The organism is Sphingobacterium sp. R2 (assembly GCF_040760075.1).
Classification (GTDB): Bacteria; Bacteroidota; Bacteroidia; order Sphingobacteriales; family Sphingobacteriaceae; genus Sphingobacterium.
This window is the reverse complement of sequence record NZ_CP142884.1, coordinates 3,189,553-3,209,616: the sequence shown is the minus strand read 5'-3', so window position 1 is coordinate 3,209,616 and position 20,064 is coordinate 3,189,553. Positions and strand designations below refer to the sequence as shown.

19 protein-coding genes are annotated in these 20,064 nt (G+C 38.8%); 10 read left to right on the top strand and 9 right to left on the bottom strand.

Annotation, left to right across the window (positions count from 1 at the left end; genetic code table 11):
- Nucleotides 1-182 precede the first annotated feature (182 nt).
- Nucleotides 183-761 carry an NADPH-dependent FMN reductase gene (locus VXM68_RS13235; protein WP_294349181.1) on the top strand — a complete coding sequence of 193 codons (579 nt, stop codon included), beginning with the start codon at nucleotides 183-185 and terminating at the stop codon, nucleotides 759-761.
- Nucleotides 762-812: 51 nt separating this feature from the next.
- Here the strand turns inward: VXM68_RS13235 and VXM68_RS13230 are convergent, their stop codons facing one another.
- Both VXM68_RS13230 and VXM68_RS13225 read right to left on the bottom strand, forming a co-directional pair.
- Nucleotides 813-1,679, bottom strand: a complete 867-nt coding sequence (locus tag VXM68_RS13230; RefSeq protein WP_293955280.1) for an aminotransferase class IV — start codon at nucleotides 1,677-1,679, stop codon at nucleotides 813-815.
- Between the two features lie 19 nt (nucleotides 1,680-1,698).
- Nucleotides 1,699-2,745 (bottom strand): RluA family pseudouridine synthase, encoded by a 1,047-nt coding sequence (locus VXM68_RS13225; RefSeq protein ID WP_293955282.1) that lies wholly within the window; start codon nucleotides 2,743-2,745, stop codon nucleotides 1,699-1,701.
- Between the two features lie 18 nt (nucleotides 2,746-2,763).
- On the opposite strand from VXM68_RS13225, the gene VXM68_RS13220 reads away from it, so the two are divergent.
- The 7 genes from VXM68_RS13220 to VXM68_RS13190 all read left to right on the top strand — a co-directional run bounded on the left by VXM68_RS13220 (nucleotide 2,764) and on the right by VXM68_RS13190 (nucleotide 9,353).
- The gene (locus VXM68_RS13220) at nucleotides 2,764-3,711 is read left to right on the top strand and encodes a 1-aminocyclopropane-1-carboxylate deaminase/D-cysteine desulfhydrase (RefSeq protein WP_293955284.1); all 948 of its coding nucleotides are present in this window, start codon (nucleotides 2,764-2,766) and stop codon (nucleotides 3,709-3,711) included.
- A 129-nt stretch (nucleotides 3,712-3,840) separates the two neighbouring features.
- Nucleotides 3,841-4,404, top strand: coding sequence for an NADPH-dependent FMN reductase (locus VXM68_RS13215; RefSeq protein ID WP_293955286.1), 564 nt, complete (start codon nucleotides 3,841-3,843; stop codon nucleotides 4,402-4,404).
- 78 nt (nucleotides 4,405-4,482) lie between these two features.
- Nucleotides 4,483-5,061: a DJ-1/PfpI family protein gene (locus VXM68_RS13210; protein WP_294349177.1), complete on the top strand. Its 579-nt coding sequence runs from the start codon at nucleotides 4,483-4,485 to the stop codon at nucleotides 5,059-5,061.
- Between the two features lie 10 nt (nucleotides 5,062-5,071).
- Nucleotides 5,072-5,449, top strand: a complete 378-nt coding sequence (locus VXM68_RS13205; protein WP_293955290.1) for a hypothetical protein — start codon at nucleotides 5,072-5,074, stop codon at nucleotides 5,447-5,449.
- Between the two features lie 150 nt (nucleotides 5,450-5,599).
- Nucleotides 5,600-7,669: a polyphosphate kinase 1 gene (gene ppk1 / locus VXM68_RS13200; RefSeq protein ID WP_293955292.1), complete on the top strand. Its 2,070-nt coding sequence runs from the start codon at nucleotides 5,600-5,602 to the stop codon at nucleotides 7,667-7,669.
- A 110-nt stretch (nucleotides 7,670-7,779) separates the two neighbouring features.
- Nucleotides 7,780-8,460 carry a M15 family metallopeptidase gene (locus VXM68_RS13195; RefSeq protein ID WP_293955294.1) on the top strand — a complete coding sequence of 227 codons (681 nt, stop codon included), beginning with the start codon at nucleotides 7,780-7,782 and terminating at the stop codon, nucleotides 8,458-8,460.
- Nucleotides 8,461-8,462: 2 nt separating this feature from the next.
- Complete coding sequence (locus VXM68_RS13190) at nucleotides 8,463-9,353, top strand: helix-turn-helix domain-containing protein (protein ID WP_367208966.1); 891 nt, start codon at nucleotides 8,463-8,465, stop codon at nucleotides 9,351-9,353.
- Here VXM68_RS13190 and VXM68_RS13185 read toward each other — a convergent pair.
- From VXM68_RS13185 to VXM68_RS13160, 6 genes are all read right to left on the bottom strand, one after another.
- Nucleotides 9,336-10,043, bottom strand: a complete 708-nt coding sequence (locus VXM68_RS13185) for an HAD family hydrolase (protein ID WP_294184541.1) — start codon at nucleotides 10,041-10,043, stop codon at nucleotides 9,336-9,338. The two genes, VXM68_RS13190 and VXM68_RS13185, sit on opposite strands and share 18 nt — an antisense overlap.
- Nucleotides 10,044-11,033 carry a lysylphosphatidylglycerol synthase transmembrane domain-containing protein gene (locus tag VXM68_RS13180; protein WP_293955300.1) on the bottom strand — a complete coding sequence of 330 codons (990 nt, stop codon included), beginning with the start codon at nucleotides 11,031-11,033 and terminating at the stop codon, nucleotides 10,044-10,046.
- Nucleotides 11,023-11,976, bottom strand: coding sequence for a CDP-alcohol phosphatidyltransferase family protein (locus VXM68_RS13175; RefSeq protein ID WP_294184544.1), 954 nt, complete (start codon nucleotides 11,974-11,976; stop codon nucleotides 11,023-11,025). The genes VXM68_RS13180 and VXM68_RS13175 overlap by 11 nt, the downstream gene beginning before the upstream one ends.
- Nucleotides 11,957-12,841, bottom strand: coding sequence for a hypothetical protein (locus VXM68_RS13170; RefSeq protein ID WP_293955303.1), 885 nt, complete (start codon nucleotides 12,839-12,841; stop codon nucleotides 11,957-11,959). Before VXM68_RS13170 ends, VXM68_RS13175 begins: the two co-directional genes overlap by 20 nt.
- A gap of 13 nt (nucleotides 12,842-12,854) precedes the next feature.
- The gene (locus tag VXM68_RS13165) at nucleotides 12,855-13,580 is read right to left on the bottom strand and encodes an NTP transferase domain-containing protein (protein WP_294349164.1); all 726 of its coding nucleotides are present in this window, start codon (nucleotides 13,578-13,580) and stop codon (nucleotides 12,855-12,857) included.
- 167 nt (nucleotides 13,581-13,747) lie between these two features.
- Nucleotides 13,748-15,076, bottom strand: a complete 1,329-nt coding sequence (locus VXM68_RS13160) for an inositol-3-phosphate synthase (protein WP_293955307.1) — start codon at nucleotides 15,074-15,076, stop codon at nucleotides 13,748-13,750.
- 507 nt (nucleotides 15,077-15,583) lie between these two features.
- On the opposite strand from VXM68_RS13160, the gene VXM68_RS13155 reads away from it, so the two are divergent.
- A complete protein-coding gene (locus tag VXM68_RS13155; protein WP_293955309.1) occupies nucleotides 15,584-17,443 on the top strand; it encodes a CocE/NonD family hydrolase in 1,860 nt (619 codons plus the stop codon).
- Between the two features lie 391 nt (nucleotides 17,444-17,834).
- Nucleotides 17,835-19,145 carry an NYN domain-containing protein gene (locus VXM68_RS13150; RefSeq protein ID WP_294184547.1) on the top strand — a complete coding sequence of 437 codons (1,311 nt, stop codon included), beginning with the start codon at nucleotides 17,835-17,837 and terminating at the stop codon, nucleotides 19,143-19,145.
- Between the two features lie 170 nt (nucleotides 19,146-19,315).
- Here the strand turns inward: VXM68_RS13150 and VXM68_RS13145 are convergent, their stop codons facing one another.
- Nucleotides 19,316-19,981 (bottom strand): DUF2625 domain-containing protein, encoded by a 666-nt coding sequence (locus VXM68_RS13145; protein WP_367208965.1) that lies wholly within the window; start codon nucleotides 19,979-19,981, stop codon nucleotides 19,316-19,318.
- Nucleotides 19,982-20,064 lie beyond the last annotated feature (83 nt).

The window sequence follows — 20,064 nt, the reverse complement described above, 5'->3', positions numbered from 1 at the left end:
ATACGACAACAAACTGCATGCAAAAGATTAATATCAAAATGTTAATTTTTGTTAACTAATTGATAAAAAACTCATTATTAACACCTTGACTAACCTGATTATTCACAATAAAGTGAAAACATTATTGGATACTATGTTGTTCAAATAATAGATAATAGTTAATAGAAACTTTAACAACAGATATGATGAGCACATATAACGTAGGTATATTAGTTGGTAGCTTAAGAAAAAACTCTTTTAATAAAAAGATTGCGGAGTACATCGTTGATCAGGAGGAATCTAAATTTCGCTATAGCCTGATCGATATTAGCGATCTTCCTGTGTATAATCAGGATTTCGATGATGAAGGCACTCCGCCGGCTAGCTATACAAGATTTCGTCAAGAGGTTAATGCATTGGACGCTGTACTCTTTATCACGGCAGAATATAACCGTTCAGTTCCTGCTGTATTGAAAAATGCACTCGATGTGGGGTCAAGACCGTATGGTAAGAACAGTTGGGATGGCAAACCTGCTGCAATAATATCTTCTTCCATTGGTGCATTAGGCGGTTTTGGTGCCAATCATCATCTGCGGCAGTCGCTTGTATTCGTCAATCTTTTGACAATGCAACAACCCGAAGCATATATCGGTAATATTGAGTCCAGTATCGGATCTGACGGAAAAATTGAATCTGAAGAAACGAAGGATTTTCTAAATAGCTTCAAGGATGCATTTGAGCAATGGGCTGAGCAATCTATAACTACAAAAGGGCAGGATTAATTCCCGCCCTTTCTAAATTCTTGCCTCTCTTGGCACTATGACTCTACCGTGCTAGTCTTGCTCATCACTGATATTATAGTTCCAAGTGAGTAGTTTTTCCTGCAGAATACGGGATATTTTATTAAAGTAGCGCTTTTGCTTATACCCCATCACCCATTGCACACCTTGTACAGCATTGGTACAAAAAATCTCATCGGCCCTTTTCATAATCTCGGGGCTTATTTGGGCTTCAACGACTTCAATACCTTCATCTTGAGCCATGTCCATGACTACCCTACGCATAACTCCCTCGATACATCCTTCGGACAGTGCAGGGGTATAAAGTACTTTCTCATAAAAGACAAAAATATTGGATGTCAGTGATTCACATAAATAGCCCTCCTGATTTAGGATCAATACATCGTCAAACGCCATTTTCTTTTTATAAATACCGGCCAGAACATAAATCTGCGCATTTAAAGACTTGATTTTTGACAGATCGCTATATGGTTTCTTAAATTCATTGTACAAGCCGACGATCAGCCCCACCTTCTTATCCCGAAGATTGGGTTCTAGCCGTTGTACCTGCAAAACAAAACCGGGCTTATTAGTTGTCGGACTATACAGACCGCCACCTGATCGAAATACGATCAATCGGATACGAACCTGCTGCCCCAACATATTATTTTTACGGATTAATTCTTCAGACCGCGAACGAATAAAAAATTCGTCAAATAGATTTGCATCGTCCAGATGAATCAATTCCATGCCTTTCTGTAAACGTTCGACATGAAAATTTAGAAAACGGATATCACCATCCTTATAGAGCATGGTTTCGAACAACCCATCCCCGTAACGAAAACCTCTATTCTCAATGCTAAATATTTCCTGATTTTCCGGCACTACATTGCCATTGAAATTAATATAGTTTGTTGGCATCTTAATTTTGTTCTAAATTTTAACCATTTTCTACAGCCATTGAATTTGCTGCGTATCCGCGCCATTTTTCTAAAGCTAAACGAAAATCTTCAGGGTATGGTACTTCAAAGTACATTTTTTCTTTTGTGGTAGGATGAATGAATCCCAGTACTTGCGCATGCAGTGCTTGACGAGGCAGCAAAGAAAAACAGTTATCAACAAACTGCTTATACTTTGAAAACACGGTACCTTTTAAAATCTTGTCTCCGCCATACATAGCATCGTTAAATAGCGGATGCCCGATAGACTGCATATGCGTACGGATCTGATGTGTTCTTCCCGTTTCTAGCTGGCATTCGATTAAAGTGACATAACCTAAGCGCTCCAAAACTTTATAGTGTGTTACCGACCAACGCCCCTTCTCTTCACTATCATACATCGCCATGATGCGTCTGTCCTTAAGATGACGTCCAATATAACCTGTTATCGTTCCGTCTTCTTTTAAATCACCCCATACCATGGCGATATACTTGCGTGTAATGCTGTGGTCGAAAAACTGTTTCGCCAAAAAGGCCATGGACTTTTCATTTTTGGCGATAACCAATAACCCAGATGTATCTTTATCAATTCGGTGTACTAATCCCGGACGATCAGAATTTCCCGGTAGCTGTGGCAGCTGCTGAATATGATAGGTGAGCGCATTCACCAAAGTTCCTGTATAATTATTATATCCTGGATGTACAACCATTCCAGCCTCTTTGTTCACAATCAGAACGTCATCATCTTCATATTTGATATCCAAAGGAATATTTTCTGGATAGACTTCATTATCACGCGGGGGATCAGGCAACACCAATGTAATTACATCACTAGGTCTGACTTTATAGCTCGCCTTAATTTCCTTACCGTTGACCATGACAGAACCTGCTTCTATCGCATGCTGAATTTTACTCCGCGTAGCATTTTCCACTCTGTTCATCAGATATTTATCAATGCGGAGTAATGCCTGCCCCTTGTCCACCTCTATCCGTAGATGTTCAAATAATTCTTGTTCTTCCTGATCTTGCAATCCAATTTGTTCTGTCATCCTACAAAAATAAACCAAATGAAACAATTTTCGTTAAATTTGTTTTCATTTAATGTTATGTTGCCGTTCAAAATCCACAGTCCCGAAACTGAATTGCATCTCCCTGCTTGGGAGAAGAAGCATGTAAAAGTAACGCTTAAGCGGGATGACTTCATACATCCTTTTATTTCAGGGAATAAATGGCGTAAATTAAAATACAATCTAGCGGAAGCAATACGGCTTCAGAAGAATCATCTTGTTACATTTGGAGGTGCCTGGAGCAATCATCTTTTAGCTACAGCCTGCGCCGGAGCAAGCTTTAAGTTTAGAACAACCGCATTTGTCAGAGGGGAAGAAGGCGTCAACAACCCAGTTTTAGCCATGTGCCGACTGTTTGGCATGCAGCTTATTTACGTCGACCGCGAATCATACCGAAATAAAGAAAATTTATACGAGCGTTATTTTGGTCAGGATCCAACGACATTCTATATACATGAAGGCGGTTACGGTACGCTCGGAGCTAAAGGTTGCGCCGAACTGGTCGATGAACTCCAACAAGAATACCAGCATATTTTTACCGCTTGTGGTACCGGCACAACATTGGCGGGAATAGCCAACGCCATAGATAAACGGGATGCATTGACGCGTGTGCATGGTATACCTGTTTTAAAGAATGGAGGCTTTATTCAAGCGGAAGTCGATCAACTTTACCCCAACATAACTGCTCCTATTTTACATCTTAATTACCATTTTGGAGGCTATGCAAAAGCAACTGCCGACTTATTGTCTTTTGTTCAAAATTTTGTAACAACTACTGGGATACTGATTGAGCCTACATATACCGGCAAATTGCTCTATGCCGTGGATGATCTGATAAAAAATGATTACTTCACTCCAGCAGACAAAATACTTGTGGTGCATACCGGCGGATTAACAGGCATTCTTGGTATGTATGAACGTTTCAATTTTATTGATGTACATCAATAAATACACTTCCGTATCCCACAAAGACATTTGATTGACTTTTTTTTAACGATTATATTGTATGTTTGACCATCTTTTAAAGTAAGAAAGACTGTAAATAAAAGGAATAAAGATTAAATTAATAATATAACGATGAAAATATTAGCATTTGCAGGCACAAGCAATAAAAATTCTATCAATAAAATGTTCGTCACAAGTACGTCGAAATACTACAAAGAAGCAGAAGATACCATCGAATTGCTCGACCTAAACCATTTTGAAATGCCTATCTATTCTTACGATAGAGAAGCGGAGCTAGGCATTCCGCAATTGGCTTATGACTTTGCCGCAAAAATGGATGCGGCAGATTTTCTTTTGATTTCTTTGGCTGAACATAATGGTTCGTATACTTCAGCCTACAAAAATATTGTTGACTGGGTTTCGCGTATTCCCAATCGTAAATTATTCAACGGCAAACCTGTTTTCTTGTTAGCTACGGCACCAGGTCCAATGGGTGGTGCAACTGTATTGAACACTGCTGTCAACCGAATTACCTGGGATGGTGCGGATATATTAGATTCATTCTCTCTTCCTGAATTTCACAAAAATTTTGAAGAAGGTAAAGGGATTATAGATCCGACCTTAAGAAGTCAATTAGAGGCTAAAGTAAGAAAGACAAAACGTATTCTTGCGGAAAAATTAGCGATACAAGGTTGACAAAAGATTAACAAATAATCATTGTGAAAACCTCTTTTAATATGTAAATTGAAAACCTATTAAAAGAGGTTTTTTGATATGGCAAAAAAAATATTATTACTAGTAGGAGACTTTGTAGAAGATTACGAAGCGATGGTTCCATTTCAGGCAATGGGTTCCATAGGAATAACTGTAGATGCAATTGCACCAGACCGAAAAAGCGGTGATGTAGTGCCAACAGCAGTCCATGATTTTACGGGCGACCAGACCTATAAAGAATTGCGCGGACATAATTTCGCTATCAATACGGATTTCGATCAGGTAAATGTTGAAGATTATGATGGTTTATATATTGCTGGTGGCCGATCGGCAGAATATATACGCCTTAACAAACGTGTTTTGGAGATTACAAGACACTTCTTTGAACATAATAAACCTGTCGCGGCAATATGTCATGGTATTCAAGTGCTGACGGCAGCAAAGGTTCTTGAAGGACGTACGCTCACCGCCTATGTTGCTGTAGGTCCGGATATCGAATTGGCTGGTGGTACGTGGAAAAATATCCCTGCAGATCAAGCAGTCGTGGATGGAAATTTGGTCACTTCTCCCGCTTGGCCAGGACATCAGGCAATTTTGAAAGAGTTTTACAAATTATTAGGCATAACAATTACAATTTAAGTGTATTTTAATGAAGAAGAATAAAAGGTTATGGCTGCTGGCCATACCAATTTTGGTGCTGTTGGGATTTATTTTAAAAGATAGCTTCAATCAAAAAAGTATTGAAGATTTACCAGGGGGGTTTAAGGAAGTTGCGTTTGTCAGAAATGAACAAAATAAAGGTGGTATCATCCGTATCTATGCTGTGACCGTGGGTGACATTTTAAATGCAGATTATACAGGCTGTCTTGAGCTCATGCCTGTTAATGACTATGGAAGTATAACAACCGTGTACTTCTTCGATCGAACGGCTCCTTATCCAACAAGTCTATCGATCGATACACCGCATTTCGACACCACAAAATTCAAAGCAATTCAAATCTCAAAGAAATACGGAAAAAAGGACTAGACCTTGCCAAACGGAAAGAAATATCCCCGAAGTTTTTATAAACCTTCGGGGATATTTTTTGGAATAACTTAATAATTCGTTAACACAAAAAAGTTCGATTATACCCGATAGAGCTATAGTTTTGCTTTTTAAATTTACGTATATTTAGTTATGGCGAAGAAATTTATTCCTAGAGATGTTAGTTGGTTGAGCTTTAATGGAAGAGTGCTCCAGGAAGCTGCGGACGAAACGGTTCCTTTACCCCTAAGAATCAAATTTTTAGGTATATTTTCAAATAACCTTGATGAATTTTTCCGTGTACGTGTTGCAGGACTAAAGCGAGCTATAGACCTAAAAGACAAAAGTGCCAACCAGTCATTTTATGAAGACCCACAGCTCATTCTCGAAGAACTCAATATCAGGGTGATCAAACAGCAAAAGAAATTTGACAGTACCTGGAACCGTATCCAAAAAGATATGGCCAAACAACATGTCTATATTAAAACCAGCGAAGAACTGAATGTCGAACAGCAAAAATTTGTCAGTGACTATTATCAGGATGACGTCGAATCGAACGTTATCCCCTTAATATTAGATGACGTACGACCAATGCCCTATATTCGCGACAAGAGTCTTTATTTGGGTATTGCTATGGGGAAAAGGGAATGGCAATATGAAACGAAATTTGCTCTCATTGAGATTCCTACAAGTTCAAATGGGCGCTTCGTACAGTTACCGTCACCAAAGGATGAAAAGCACATTATACTTTTGGAGGATGTGATCAAGTTTAATCTGCCATTGATATTTTCCTATTTTGGTTTCGATGTATTCCATGCTCATGTCTTTAAAGTAACGAAAGACGCCGAATTTGACATTGATAACGACATCAATACAAGCCTTGTTGAGAAAATTAGCAAAGGGGTAAAAAATAGAAGAAAAGGCAAACCGACACGCTTTGTATTCGACCAAGAAATGAACACGAAGTTGGTGGAATTCTTGATCAAAAAACTTAACTTATCCAAAAAAGATAGTATTATTCCAGGGCAGAAAATACACAACTTTAAACACTTTATGGACTTTCCAAATGTATTTAAGTCCTACAATCAACCATTGGAGAGAACGTCTTTTCCGCATCCTAGTTTTCAAAATTACGAGCGTGTAACGGATACTGTACTAAAAAGGGATGTGCTACTCTCCTTTCCTTATCATGAGTTTAGACCGATTATTGATCTTCTCCGCGAGGCAGCGATGGATCCGGATGTGAAGACCATACAGATTACAGCATACCGCTTAGCTTCAAGTTCAAAAATTGCAAATGCCTTGATCAATGCCGCTCGCAATGGAAAAGAAGTCACGGTGATGCTCGAACTCCGTGCAAGATTTGATGAGGAAAATAACCTGGACTGGAAGGAAAAGCTCGAATTGGAGGGCATTAAAGTATTGACTGGTATCCCAAATAAAAAAGTACATGCAAAACTATGTGTTATAAAAAAACGTGCTGGCATGAAAACAATCCAATATGGTTTTGTCAGTACAGGAAATATCAATGAAAAAACAGCAAAATTATATGGAGACTATTGCCTGTTAACGAGTAACAGAGATGTGATTGCCGATATCAATAAGATTTTCAATTACCTTCGACGTCCTAAATCAAACCCCGCTGAAATTATCAAAAATTGTAAAAGCCTTTTGGTATGCCCAACGGATATGCGCAAAGAGCTGCTTCATTATATCGATCAAGAAATTGCAGAAGCCAAAGCTGGGCGAAAAGCTTACCTTATTGTGAAGGTAAATTCACTGAGCGACAAGGAAATGATTAAAAAGCTCTACGATGCGGCAACGGCTGGTGTTAAAATCGACCTTATTATTAGGGGAATCTACTGCGCAACAAACCAGAAGAATTTTAAACTGCAGATGAATGCCATTTCAATAGTAGACGAATATTTAGAACATGCACGTGTGATGTATTTTTATAACGCTGGCCGAGAGCAGCTATTTATTTCGTCAGCGGACTGGATGACACGAAACCTCGATCATCGTATTGAAGCAGCCGTAAAAATAACAAACAAAAAAATAAAGGAGGATTTAAAAGAAATGCTTCAAATTCAGCTTAATGATAATGTCAAGGCACGGATATTAAACAATTCGCTGAGCAATCATTATGTAGAGAATACCAAGGCGCCATGCCGGTCACAAATTGAAATATACAATTACCTGAGAAAGAAATTAGCTGATCATTAGGTGCATTTTCTATTTAAAAGACAATAGACGGAAATTGGCGGATGATTTAAATACGGACGAGAATCAACGTTTTATTATATTAATTCAAGCGCAAGTTGTATCTTCATTCCATGAAAATCAACTTGTGTCTTGCACTTGGTTTAAGCTTTTTAAGTTCATTTATCTGTGCACAGGAAAAAAGCATACCATCGGATTTTGTATATGTCACGGACATCATTCCTAAGATTAGCTTGGAAATGCGTTATTTCGGCAGTCACAACTTTACAGGAAGACCAATACGGGGTTATGCAAAGCCTGTTGCGATTTTAACTAAGCGGGCAGCCATCGCACTGCAGCAGGTGGAAAACCATTTAAATAAAAAAGGTTTGGGCTTGAAAATATTTGATGCCTACCGTCCGCAGCGCGCTGTTGACAACTTCAAGTCTTGGTCATTAAAAACTGACGACACCATTGCAAAAAAAGAGTTTTATCCACATCTCGATAAGAAGAATTTGTTCAGCCTAGGGTTTATCGCTTCCAAATCAGGCCATAGCCGTGGCAGTACAGTAGATCTTACGATCATTAGCCTGAAAGACAACAAAGAAATTGACATGGGCGGGCCGTTCGATTTTTTCGGAGCTGTGTCACACCATCAATATGCAAATCTGACGGCAACACAAAAAGAAAATAGAAAAATTCTAAAAGAAGCGATGGCTAAATTTGGGTTTAAAGCTTACGATAAAGAATGGTGGCACTATACGTTGCAAAATGAACCTTATCGTAAAACTTATTTTGATTTTATCGTGAAGTAAACATGACTGTAAAGGAAATACCATTCGAAAATAAGGGCTTTTATGTTTTTCATTTTAAAGGCAATAAATCAAAACCTGTCTTCAGTTCCGAGCAGCAGCACATCCTAAAAAAGGGTGAACTCTATTCGCTCTGTTTAATAAAAAGGGGCGAAACGTCTTTTATCATCAATAATGAGCGCATACAGGTAGCACAAAATCACTTATTGTTAACCAGTCCATCATCGAGAGTCAATAGCTCTTCTGTAGCCAAATCGTGGGACTGCGAAGTGTATTTGCTTTTCTTCACATTGGATTTCACCTTCAAATTGGACTTTCAGCAGGATTTTTTTGATGTAACCAAAAAATCGCTGGCTATCAACGATAGTTACATCTGGTCGCTATCCAGTCAAGATGCGACTAACCTGTCTAATTTATTTAAGCAGTTTATTCACTACGATCGGCAAGCGTCGAACTACCTATTCAAAAGTCAGATTGTAAAGTCTTTAACAGAAATATTATTTTGTGAAATTGCGCGATTAGGAAGTCAAAACCTACGAAATACATCTGCTATCCCTTCACGGAAACGAGAAATACTGGCAAATTTTTACTTGCTGCTCAAAAAGTCATTTCATAAAGAACACATGGTAAAATTTTATGCCGTGCAACTCGGTATCACGGCGAAGCAACTCTCGGTAATTACAAAGGAGCTTACAGGAAAATCAGCAATGGAACTTATTCAGAATGTCTTGGTGGAAGAAGCAAAGTCTTTACTCTGCCAAGGGCTTACGATGCGTGAAATTGCAATGAAATTACACTTCTCGGATCCGTCTTTTTTCGGCAAATTCTTTAAGCGAAATGTGGGTATCTCGCCTAAAGAATTTCGTCAGAACCTCTATTTAAACAAAGTCCATTAAATCAAAGATACTTGTAAACTGCTGATCTGCAGCCGAAGTATCCTGCAATTTGTCTTCGCCCCACGTCTGCCCCTTCAGCCATAAGGTTTGGCATCCAACAGCTTTAGCAGGGACCATATCCTTACTATACGAGTCGCCTACGACAACGATTTCTTGTGCAGGAAGTCCTAATTTGTCGACACCTAATGCATAAATTGCAGGATCAGGTTTGCGTACACCGACAACGGCAGATTCCACAACCGACTGAAAATAAGGTAAAATACCAAAATCGGCAAGCACAGATTTCAGATTGCCATAAAAGTTGGAAACCATCACAATCGGATATTTTTCATGCAGTGAATTTAGAAGCGGCTTCACCTGATCAACTGTATTCTTCGCGAGGGAATAGCCATCAAATGCTATTTTATCAGCTAATGTTTTATCTAGTTCGTACCCTGCAGCAATAAGGTATTCAAATTGTACATTGAGCTTTGCCTTCAATACCGCTAAAAAATCAAAGTCAGGCTTAATAATCGGTTGTAAAGCCATTTGACGTTCTGCGTAACTATAGGCTTCCTGAAAAGCGTTCAAATTTACAGGAACCTCGTATTTTTCATAACCCGACCAGATAACGGCTCCCCAATGACCACCATTTGTATCCAAGGTTCCACCATAATCAAAAATAATCCCCTTCATGTTAAACTTATTCATTTATTTCTTTTTTACTAAACTCATCCAGCCCAAGCCGATCATAATCCATACAATTTCTCTAATTCTCGTTACAACGCCCATAAAAATGCCGACTTTAGCAGGTAATCCTATACTCATGACAGCCATGGCTAAACCTCCCTCCCGAGTCCCCAATTGCATGGGAAAGAAAAACACAAGATTAGCAAATAATGATGAACCTGAGCTGATGATCATGGCATCAACAAAATCAATATTGATATCTAAGGCTAAACCGATGAAATAAATCTCAAAACAGCCCACTACCCGAGCTACAAACTCCCAGAAAAGAGCTTTGTAGAAACGGTCGCGCCGATTTTGAAAAAGATTTTTCACCTGCTGATCCACATCATTTAAGGTTTCATACTTCGTTTCTAACAAATGATTGACTTTTTTACCTACCAAAGGTAATTTAGACAATGCTTTCAAAAGCGAAACTGTAATTCCCTTCTTATAAAATTTTGTAAATAGCCAAGTACAAATAATTGCCATTACAAAAATCGCAGCACAGGCCGCGTTTACCATCGTACTGGCCGGTACAAACCAAAGGATAAGGAAAACAGAAGCTACCCAAAATAAAATATGGGACAAGATATGCATGACACCGTACAACAGTACCGAAGAACCAGCCTTCGAGCCTCCAACATATTTTTTGAGTTCAATAATACGATAGGGTTCTCCTCCTAAAGCAACAAATGGCGTAATATAATTTATTGCATAACCCGATATCGTCAGTTGTAACACTTTCCAAAAAGGCACATCCGTCTGAGGTAATTCGGGCTCTTCAATAATTGCCTTGAATGCCATGGCATTCATCCAGTAGAGTACTGCCCAACTGCCAAGTACAGGCAAAAACCACCATCCGATTTTTTCAAGGTTGTTCCAAATCTCATCAATGCCCATTGCCTGAATCATATAGGCAAGTGTACCTATACCAATCAGCATAAAGAGTACTTTATAGATCTTACTCCCCATAGGTTGGATCATTTGTTAATTTATCCACAAAATAACCACTTACTTTCTCCTGTCGGTTACACATATAGATTAATATTGGATTTAAGACAAACATATCAAAGAAAAAATAAATCCAAGGCTGACCAATAAACAACCAAACAAATAGGAAGATCACTCTGGTGTTGAACTGAACAATATTGGTATATTTCATCAATGGCTTATTCTGCGCTCTAAAATCTAACATCAACTGCTGTGGCAGTTCATCTTTATAGCGACTCTTCACAATACGCAATAGTTTTTGCAACTTCGGAGAAAGCTTTTCTTGGTTTCGCGTATAGCCCATATAGCCATTCAAGACAAATTTGCTAAAGAAATTCTTACGCCAAGACAAGGCTTCATAGTCCGCTTTTAAATCACGGGTATTGTCCAGCTCACTTCCGGCTTTACCTTTTATAAAATACAGGTGAACATTGCGGTAATAATCGGCCATTGCTGACTGAATCATATGCGATACACCGGCAAGCACACAAAAGACCCATAACCATTGTGACCATCCCTCATTGATACTGCGCAAGCAGATTGCTATATGAATGGAAGCAAACCAAAAATCGCCGGCAAAACCATCCAAGATGCGGCCAAAACGACTTTTGTTATCTGTCATTCTTGCCAGCTGCCCATCGGCACTGTCTAAAGAATTGGCAAAAACCAATAAAAGCATACCAATTACATTGATCCACAGTGCTGGGTAATAGAATAAAATACCCGCAGCAACGCCAAAGAAAATACTGATAATCGTCACTGCATTCGGCGTAACACCTATTTTAGCACATACTTTTGCGATGCGATAACCAATAGGTCGATAAAACCAGATGTCAATTCGCTCTTCTGTATCATTAGATTTTAAAGATTGTTCGAATGCACTCAAATTTGCGTCTTCGATTACATTAACTTGTTCTTTCTGCATTGTGGTTCTTTTCAGTAAATTTATGGTAAACCATTTGAGCAATAGCCTCAGCCGCCTCGGCCCGGCATGGTGCAAAACTTGGCCAGTCATTTAAATCTATAATATGGAAATCTCCATTGGCATCAATAATCACATCGCCGCCGTAGATATGTACATCAAGGACTTCAGCAGCACGATTAGCGACTTGTTTTAAATTGTCTAGGTCAAAAGGAAAATGTACCACCTCATCATTAATTTGCTCGTACAAATCATATTTATGATGATTGTGTTCATAGGGGTAGAAATAATAAAAGAACGCCGTTCCCCGTACAGCATAAAACTTCAATAAGTCTCCGGCAAGATGTTCAGAAATTACAGCTTCTTTAATTCCACGTAGCGCATATTCATTCAAGATATGTTGCGCTTCCTTGAGACTTGCGGCAAACGTAACGTCTTCTTTATGAATAGCATGAAAATCGCCACGCTTAATCCATACTCCCTTCCCTTTCAATTTCTCAAAAATAGATTGAATGTCTGCTACAGTAGATATCACAATGCTTTTGGGATAAGGAACTCCGCCTTCCAAAAGTTTAAGTGTCATATTCTTACGATAGCAATTTTCAATCCCAAAACCCGAATTCAAAACAGAGGTACCGTTGCTTTGAAGCGATTGCAACTTTTTGACTAAAGTCTTTGTTCTGCCCATCGTTAAGATATTGTCTTGCTTTATGGTTGACAAAGACAAAAATTCATCTTCATTACAAATTTCGACCGAAGTACCTTTTTCGTTCAGTTTTAAAATTACTTCATTGAATATAGCGGCGTCATTTCCCACATGATTGGGTGAAAAGCGATTTTTTCGAGTTACGCCTAAAATTGAAATCATATCGCTCATTTTTCTAACTAACTTCCTCACTCAAAAATTGTTCAGCGACTTCTCGATCTCTTAGATGATCAATGTCGACGACTTTTTCAAACACAAATGCTTCAACTTTCAAACTATTTTCCAGTAAAGCACGCTGAAAATTACGCATTCTCGAATTTCCAGCAGCAACGGAACTTAATGCACAATCCATGGCGGCCTTACGGAAACAATAAATTCCACCAGAAACATACCTCGTTTCGGGTGTTGACCTATCTAAGAAAGCTTCCACTTCAAGTTGTTGATTGGTATTGACATACAAAGGGCTCTCATCATCAATAAAAGGGGTAACAGCCATAAAAGCATCTGCATTTTTATGTTGATGAAAATCATCTAAGTAAGCATGAAATTCATGTGGCTTAAAAACCGTATCGGTTGTTGTAAGACAACAGGAAGCCCAATTAGGATTGTTTTTAACAAGCAAAGCAAAACTGTGTAAGGAACTTTCAGTATCTTCCTCGAGCAGCACAATAGGTAATGCAAAAGTCGTTTTTTCCAAAAACAATTTCAATTCCGGAGATTGTTTATTGATGATGACATGAACTTTTTGTGCTCCTTCTTTGGCAAATATGCGAATCAATCGTTCAATTAATGGAACTCCATGTAATGGTAGCAAGGGTTTCGGTAAATTGAATCCCTCCTTTCGCAATCGAGAACCTTCTCCCGCTGCTATAATAGCAAATTCCATCTCTTCTAATTGCAAAATAAAATCATTTATTAAAAAAAGCAAAACCCCCGTCATTCGCTCTGCGTTGATAAACACAAAAGCCTACAGAGGGTTATATCAAGTCTCCAACCGCATCAATGGTGTTGAAGAAAAAGGGGAAAAACTGTCTTTAACAATTGTTTCCCCCATCTTATTAAGGTCGCTTATTGAATGCTATCTACTAGCTCTTGGTAATAATCCAATCCCAAATGCGTGATTAAATCTTCACCCATAATGTGACGCAATGTATTTTGCAATTTCATTAATTGTTTGAAGATATCATGTTCTGGAGGTAAACCTGGGGCCGTTTGAGGCGATTTCAAGTAGAAGGACAACCACTCTTGAATACCTGACATACCTGCACGTTGAGCCAGATCGATAAAAAGTGCTAAATCCAACGCAACTGGAGCTGCTAAAATTGAATCACGGCACAAGAAATTGATCTTAATCTGCATTTTGTAACCCAACCAACCGAAGATATCGATGTTATCCCAAGATTCTTTATTATCACCATGCGGAGGATAATAATTGATGCGTACTTTGTGATAAAGGTCACCGTACAGTTCCGGATTCTTTTTTGCATCTAAAATTTCTTCCAATACCGATAATTTAGAGACCTCTTTTGTTTTGAAATTTTCCGGATCATCTAATACCAATCCATCACGGTTACCCAAGATATTGGTCGAAAACCAACCTTCAACACCTAAAGCTCTTGCTTGAAGCCCCGGTGCTACGATCGTTTTCATTAATGTTTGACCTGTCTTAAAATCTTTACCTGCAATAGCTACCCCGTTTTCGTGTGCTAGCTCAATGATTGCTGGCACATCACACGTTAAATTTGGTGCACCATTGACATAAGGAGCACCTTCTTTTAAAGCCGCATAACAGTAAATCATGCTTGGCGGAATGCGCTGATCGTCATTATCCAAAGCCTCTTCCAGTTTAGCTAAAGTTGAAAAAGCTTCGTTAGTTTCTATATAACGTTCTGTAGAGCCACACCATACCAATACGACGCGGTCCAATCCATTTTTCTCTTTAAATTCACGAATATCACGTTGTACGGCATCTGCCAATTCACGACGTGTTTTTTCAGATTTGATGTGTGTTCCATCTAAATTTTTAACAAAATTACGATCAAACACAGCCTTCATTGGTTGGATAGCCTCCAATTCAGCTTTAACAGCATCCAATTGACCTTGCTCCAATACCTGTGCTTTTGACGCAGCCTCGTATACGTTATCTTCATATACGTCCCATCCGCCAAAAACTACATCTTCCAATTTTGCTAAAGGGACGAAATCTTTGATTAATGGATTTCTGTTCTCAGTGCGTTTACCCAGACGAATTCTGCTCAGTTGAGAAACAGATCCGATTGGTTTTGAAAAACCTTTGTTTATAGATGCCACACCAGCGATCAATGTTGTAGCCACAGCACCTAATCCCGGAATAAGAATACCCAATTTCCCATTGGCATCTTTCACTTGTTGTCCCATATTAATTCTATATACTTAAATTGTTATTTAATTGATGTATTATGATAAAATAATTCTTAAAATTAGCTTAAAAAAACATAATTCATACCACTTGGCATTATATTTATAAAAATCGCGAAAAGTATCGATAATAATGCGACTTGAGACCTAAATAAATAACCTGAAAAACAATTACTATTCGTATTAAACTACACCATCTCACTGAGATTTAATGATTTTGGCTAAACCTGTCAATCGAAAAATAACCTCCTACTAATCCTACTCAATATATCAACATTCGAAAACTAATCCAAATTCAAAACAAAAAAAGTTTTTATTTCTAAAAAACTGGTCAATTTTTCCTTTTCTATTTCTCACAAATATGACAATAAAATTGGAAAATGGCGTTACTAGCACTACCTTTAGTTTTAAAATCTAATACCCGCAATAATTCTACAGCATTATTAGTAAACAATCTAGTGTAAAATAAGGTTACACCGAGTAAGTACCGAACAAATAATTATCTAAATGAAAAATACGATTTCGTACCTCACCTTAACGTTTTTATGTGCCAGCCACTTATATGCGCAAACAGCTGCCGACTCTGCTTACGTTAGAGATTTTTATGAAAAGACTGAAGTGACAATACCAATGAGAGATGGTAAAAAATTGTTTACTGCGATCTATAGTCCAAAAGATAAGTCGAAGAAATATCCAGTTTTGCTCAACAGAACGCCTTACACTGTTTCTCCCTATGGGCGAAATGAATATAAGAAAAGTCTAGGAAACTTTCCGGCAATGATGCGTGACGGCTATATTTTCGTCTATCAAGATGTGCGCGGTAAGTGGATGAGTGAAGGTGATTTTGAGGATATACGTCCGACTACATACAGCAAAGATAAAAAAGCAATCGATGAAAGTACAGACACCTACGATGCACTGGAATGGTTGCGCAAGAATCTTAAAAACTACAATGGTAACGCGGGGCTTTACGGGATCTCCTACCCGGGCTTCTATTCTACTGTAGGGCTTGTCAAAACACATCCAAGCTTAAAAGCAGTCTCCCCCCAGGCTCCGGTAACAGATTGGTATATCGGCGATGACTTCCATCATAACGGGGTTTTGTTTCTGCAGGATGCGTTTAGCTTTATGTCAACCTTTGGCGTCCCGCGCCCCAAGCCCATCACGCCAGATCAATTTAAAAGCAAAATCCAGATTGAAGAAGCGGATAAATACAACTTCTTTTTAGAAGCTGGAACAGCACGAGAACTTAAAGAAAAATATTTTGGGGATTCTGTTCAATTCTGGAATAACCTATTTAAACATCCCGATTATGACGATTTTTGGAAATCGCGTGTAATTACCAATGCTTTACAGGAAGTGAAACCAGCAGTGATGGTCGTCGGGGGCTTTTTCGATGCTGAAGATGCCTATGGAACATTTAAGACCTATCAATCGATTGAAGATAAAAGTAAAAAAAACAATTCGATTTTGGTTGCCGGGCCTTGGTATCATGGCGGTTGGGTACGATCAGAGGGAAACTTTCTGGGAGATATTCAATTTGATAAAAAAACCAGCATAACGTATCAGGACCAATTTGAGCAACCATTTTTCAAATTTTACCTGAAAGGTGAAGGGAATTTCACTCCTTCAGAAGCTACTATTTTTGTATCGGGCACCAACGAATGGAAACACTTTGAACAATGGCCTCCTAAAAATGTGGAGACAAAAAAACTCTACTTCCATCCTCAGGGAAAACTGGCATTTGACAAAGTGCAGCGTACAGATTCCTGGGATGAATATGTAACTGACCCCAATAAGCCCGTCCCACATCAGGGTGGATTAATTCAAAACCGAACGCGGGAATATATGGTCGACGACCAGCGCTTTGCAGCCAGCCGTCCTGACGTAATGGTATATCAAACAGAGCCATTGACTGAGGATATTACGATTGTTGGTCCCGTCAAAAACCATCTTAAAGTTTCCTCAACGGGTACCGATGCAGACTATGTCGTTAAACTGATTGATGTTTATCCGAATGATGCGCCGAGCTATCAAGGAAAAACAATGGCCGGATACCAAATGATGGTTCGCGGAGAAATTATGGCCGGAAAATATCGAAATGGTTTTGAAAAAGCAGAGGCACTAACGCCAGGAATGGTCGAAAAGGTGAATTTTGAAATGCCAGATGTGGCACATACGTTCAAAAAAGGACATCGAATAATGGTTCAGGTACAAAACTCCTGGTTTCCGCTAGCAGAACGAAATCCACAGGTATTCTTAGCGCCATATACCGCTACCAAAGCTGATTTTCAGAAAGCTACCCAACGGATCTTTCATGATGTGAATAATGCAACATATATTGAATTTGATATGCTTAAGGATTGATAGCTCTAAGTTAGACGACCTATCCGTAGCTCTTTAGCTACAAATATCAAAGGCAATTAAAAAAAAAATGAAATAAGATTTGCAGAGGTGTAACATTTACACTATCTTTGTATCATCATAATTTAGGTTTATAATTGGTTATTTAAGGTTTTCATTCTCCCCGTTTGAAAACCTTTTTTTATTACCTTTAAGGTCCATCAACCGTTTTTCAACAACGCTCATTACAAAACAAATTTACTGATTGCCTGTTCTCGAAGAATAGTGCTTAAATTAATTCTCAAAAAATGAGAGAAGTTCTTCAACAATACTGTATTTTTAGCGGATATATTGGGACTAAAGTACTCAGATGTATAAATAACAAATTTAAATAGTGGAAATATAATCGAAATATATGGCAGAACATGGGGATTTGCAAATCGCAATACTAATTGATGCGGACAATGTATCTTATCGAAAGATCGAAGAGATTTTGAATGAAGTCAAAAGATATGGAATTCCAACCATCAAACGCATCTACGGAGACTGGACCAATCCTTACGTTGAAAAATGGAAGGACAAACTTCTTACCCATGCTATTACTCCAATCCAACAATACAGTTATACACAAGGCAAAAATTCGACCGATTCGGCATTAATTATTGACGCGATGGATATTCTGCATTCGGACAGAGTGGACGGATTTTGTATCGTTTCAAGCGATAGTGATTTCACCCGTTTAGCCACACGTTTACGGGAGTCGGGTAAGCTTGTTATTGGTATTGGTGAAAAAAAGACTCCTAAGCCTTTCATCGCCTCTTGTGATAAATTCATTTACGTCGAAATATTTGAAAAAAATCAAAAGAAAGAAACGGTAGTAAAGAAAAAGCAGCAAACTCAGCCTAAACCAAATCCTGTTGAAAATGTAACGAGCATAGCAGTACTGGATGAGGAAACCCTAGAACTTTTGAAAGACACTGTGGATGATACAGCGGATGAAAATGGCTGGGCATTCCTGGGAGAGATTGGAAGTCTTTTTAATAAAAGGAAGCCTGACTTTGATGCGCGCAATTACGGATACGATAAGATGTCCCACCTTTTCAAAGCGTATAAAGAAGATTTTGAAATTGAGGAAAGGAACACGGACAAATCGCGTATCAAACACTATTATATCCGCAACATCATTAAGCGTCCTTTGTCCGCTGTAATCCCTACACCGCCGCTAGATAGTGAACCAAAAATAGTTTCGAACAGTACAACTACAACGGAACATACAGACAAACCAGCAAATCAAAACGGTAGAAAAAAAGGAAGGCCCGGGAGACGGCAGGATAAAGTACTTGCTGAAATAACGCCAAAAGAGATTGTGCAAAGCCCTGCGGCGCCGGAACAGAAAATAGAAGAGACTGCTCCAACATCAGGGGATTTGCCTAGCAGTATGCTATTCCCTTCGGAAGGCAATAAGATCACTGCGGATGATGTTAAAAAGACACAGATCCGGATCACAAAGGAATTTAAACCTTTGTTTCCAACCAAATCTCAAAAATTAAGGATTATGATCAATGCTGGTGAGTATGAATGTAATTTTACCTATCGGGGCAGAGGCTTTCACATACTTAAATTAGGAAAGGAAGCGGCAACCCAACTTGCACTCGCTGAGGGAATCCAAATACAAATTGTTAGACTGAACGAAGTGAGCTTTAGCCTTCAAAATAAATCTGTATAGGATTGCTGTTACTCCATCTGATTTTTTAGTCGATAAAACATAAGGTTTGTTTTATCGACTAATTAAAGTTTAGCGGTATTCTGCAAATGCAATATGATTTTCGACTGCTTTCGAATTGTTACCGCACTGGTATTAAACGGCTCAATTTTGGCTACTCTCAAAATAACTGATTAACGTCCGCCTGCAAATTCCATGGTAAAGTGGTAGTTCTCGTCAATAGCCACAGACTTACGGTCTACTTTTCGAAAGTCCCGCACTTCGTCCGTCCATAGAAACGGGTAAAACGAAAATACCTGATTACCATTTAGGGATTTCACATCGTCATTCCAGCCTTTCCATTTGAACGTTTCATAAAACTTTGCGACATCCCCTTTTAATGCCCAAAAGATAAAATCCGAATAGCCACATTCCAAGCTCTCCCATTCTAAAGTATCTTGCGCAAAATAGTAAACCTGTCCAATAGCATCGCCTAGAGCCCCTGCATTGATCGCAAAGTAGCCACCCAAAACGTCATCAGCAATGAGTAGAAAACCACCCTTTTCACCTTCCTTAACAAAACTTTTCCCTTTATTCCACTCCATAATTCCGCGGTTGAGCTTTGGCGAACCTGAACCTAAAATTCGTAGCCAGCCTCCATCGATTAAAATGCCACCAGTCTGGTGGATAATGGCTCCCATGGGAGATTTCGTGGTGATCTGTGCCCGCAAAAGTTCTTCATCAGCTCTCTTTGGATCGCGGGTAAGCACTTCATATGAATTTGTCGCTTCCTTCATCCAACGCTGCACGAGCTTCCATCCAGTATTACCTGTATCTATCAATTCTTTTAGACTTTTCATTTTTTGCTTTTTATTGCATGGTCAATCGCCCACCAACCGAATGGAACTTCCATGTCCTGATCAATTTTGCCGAAATTACCACA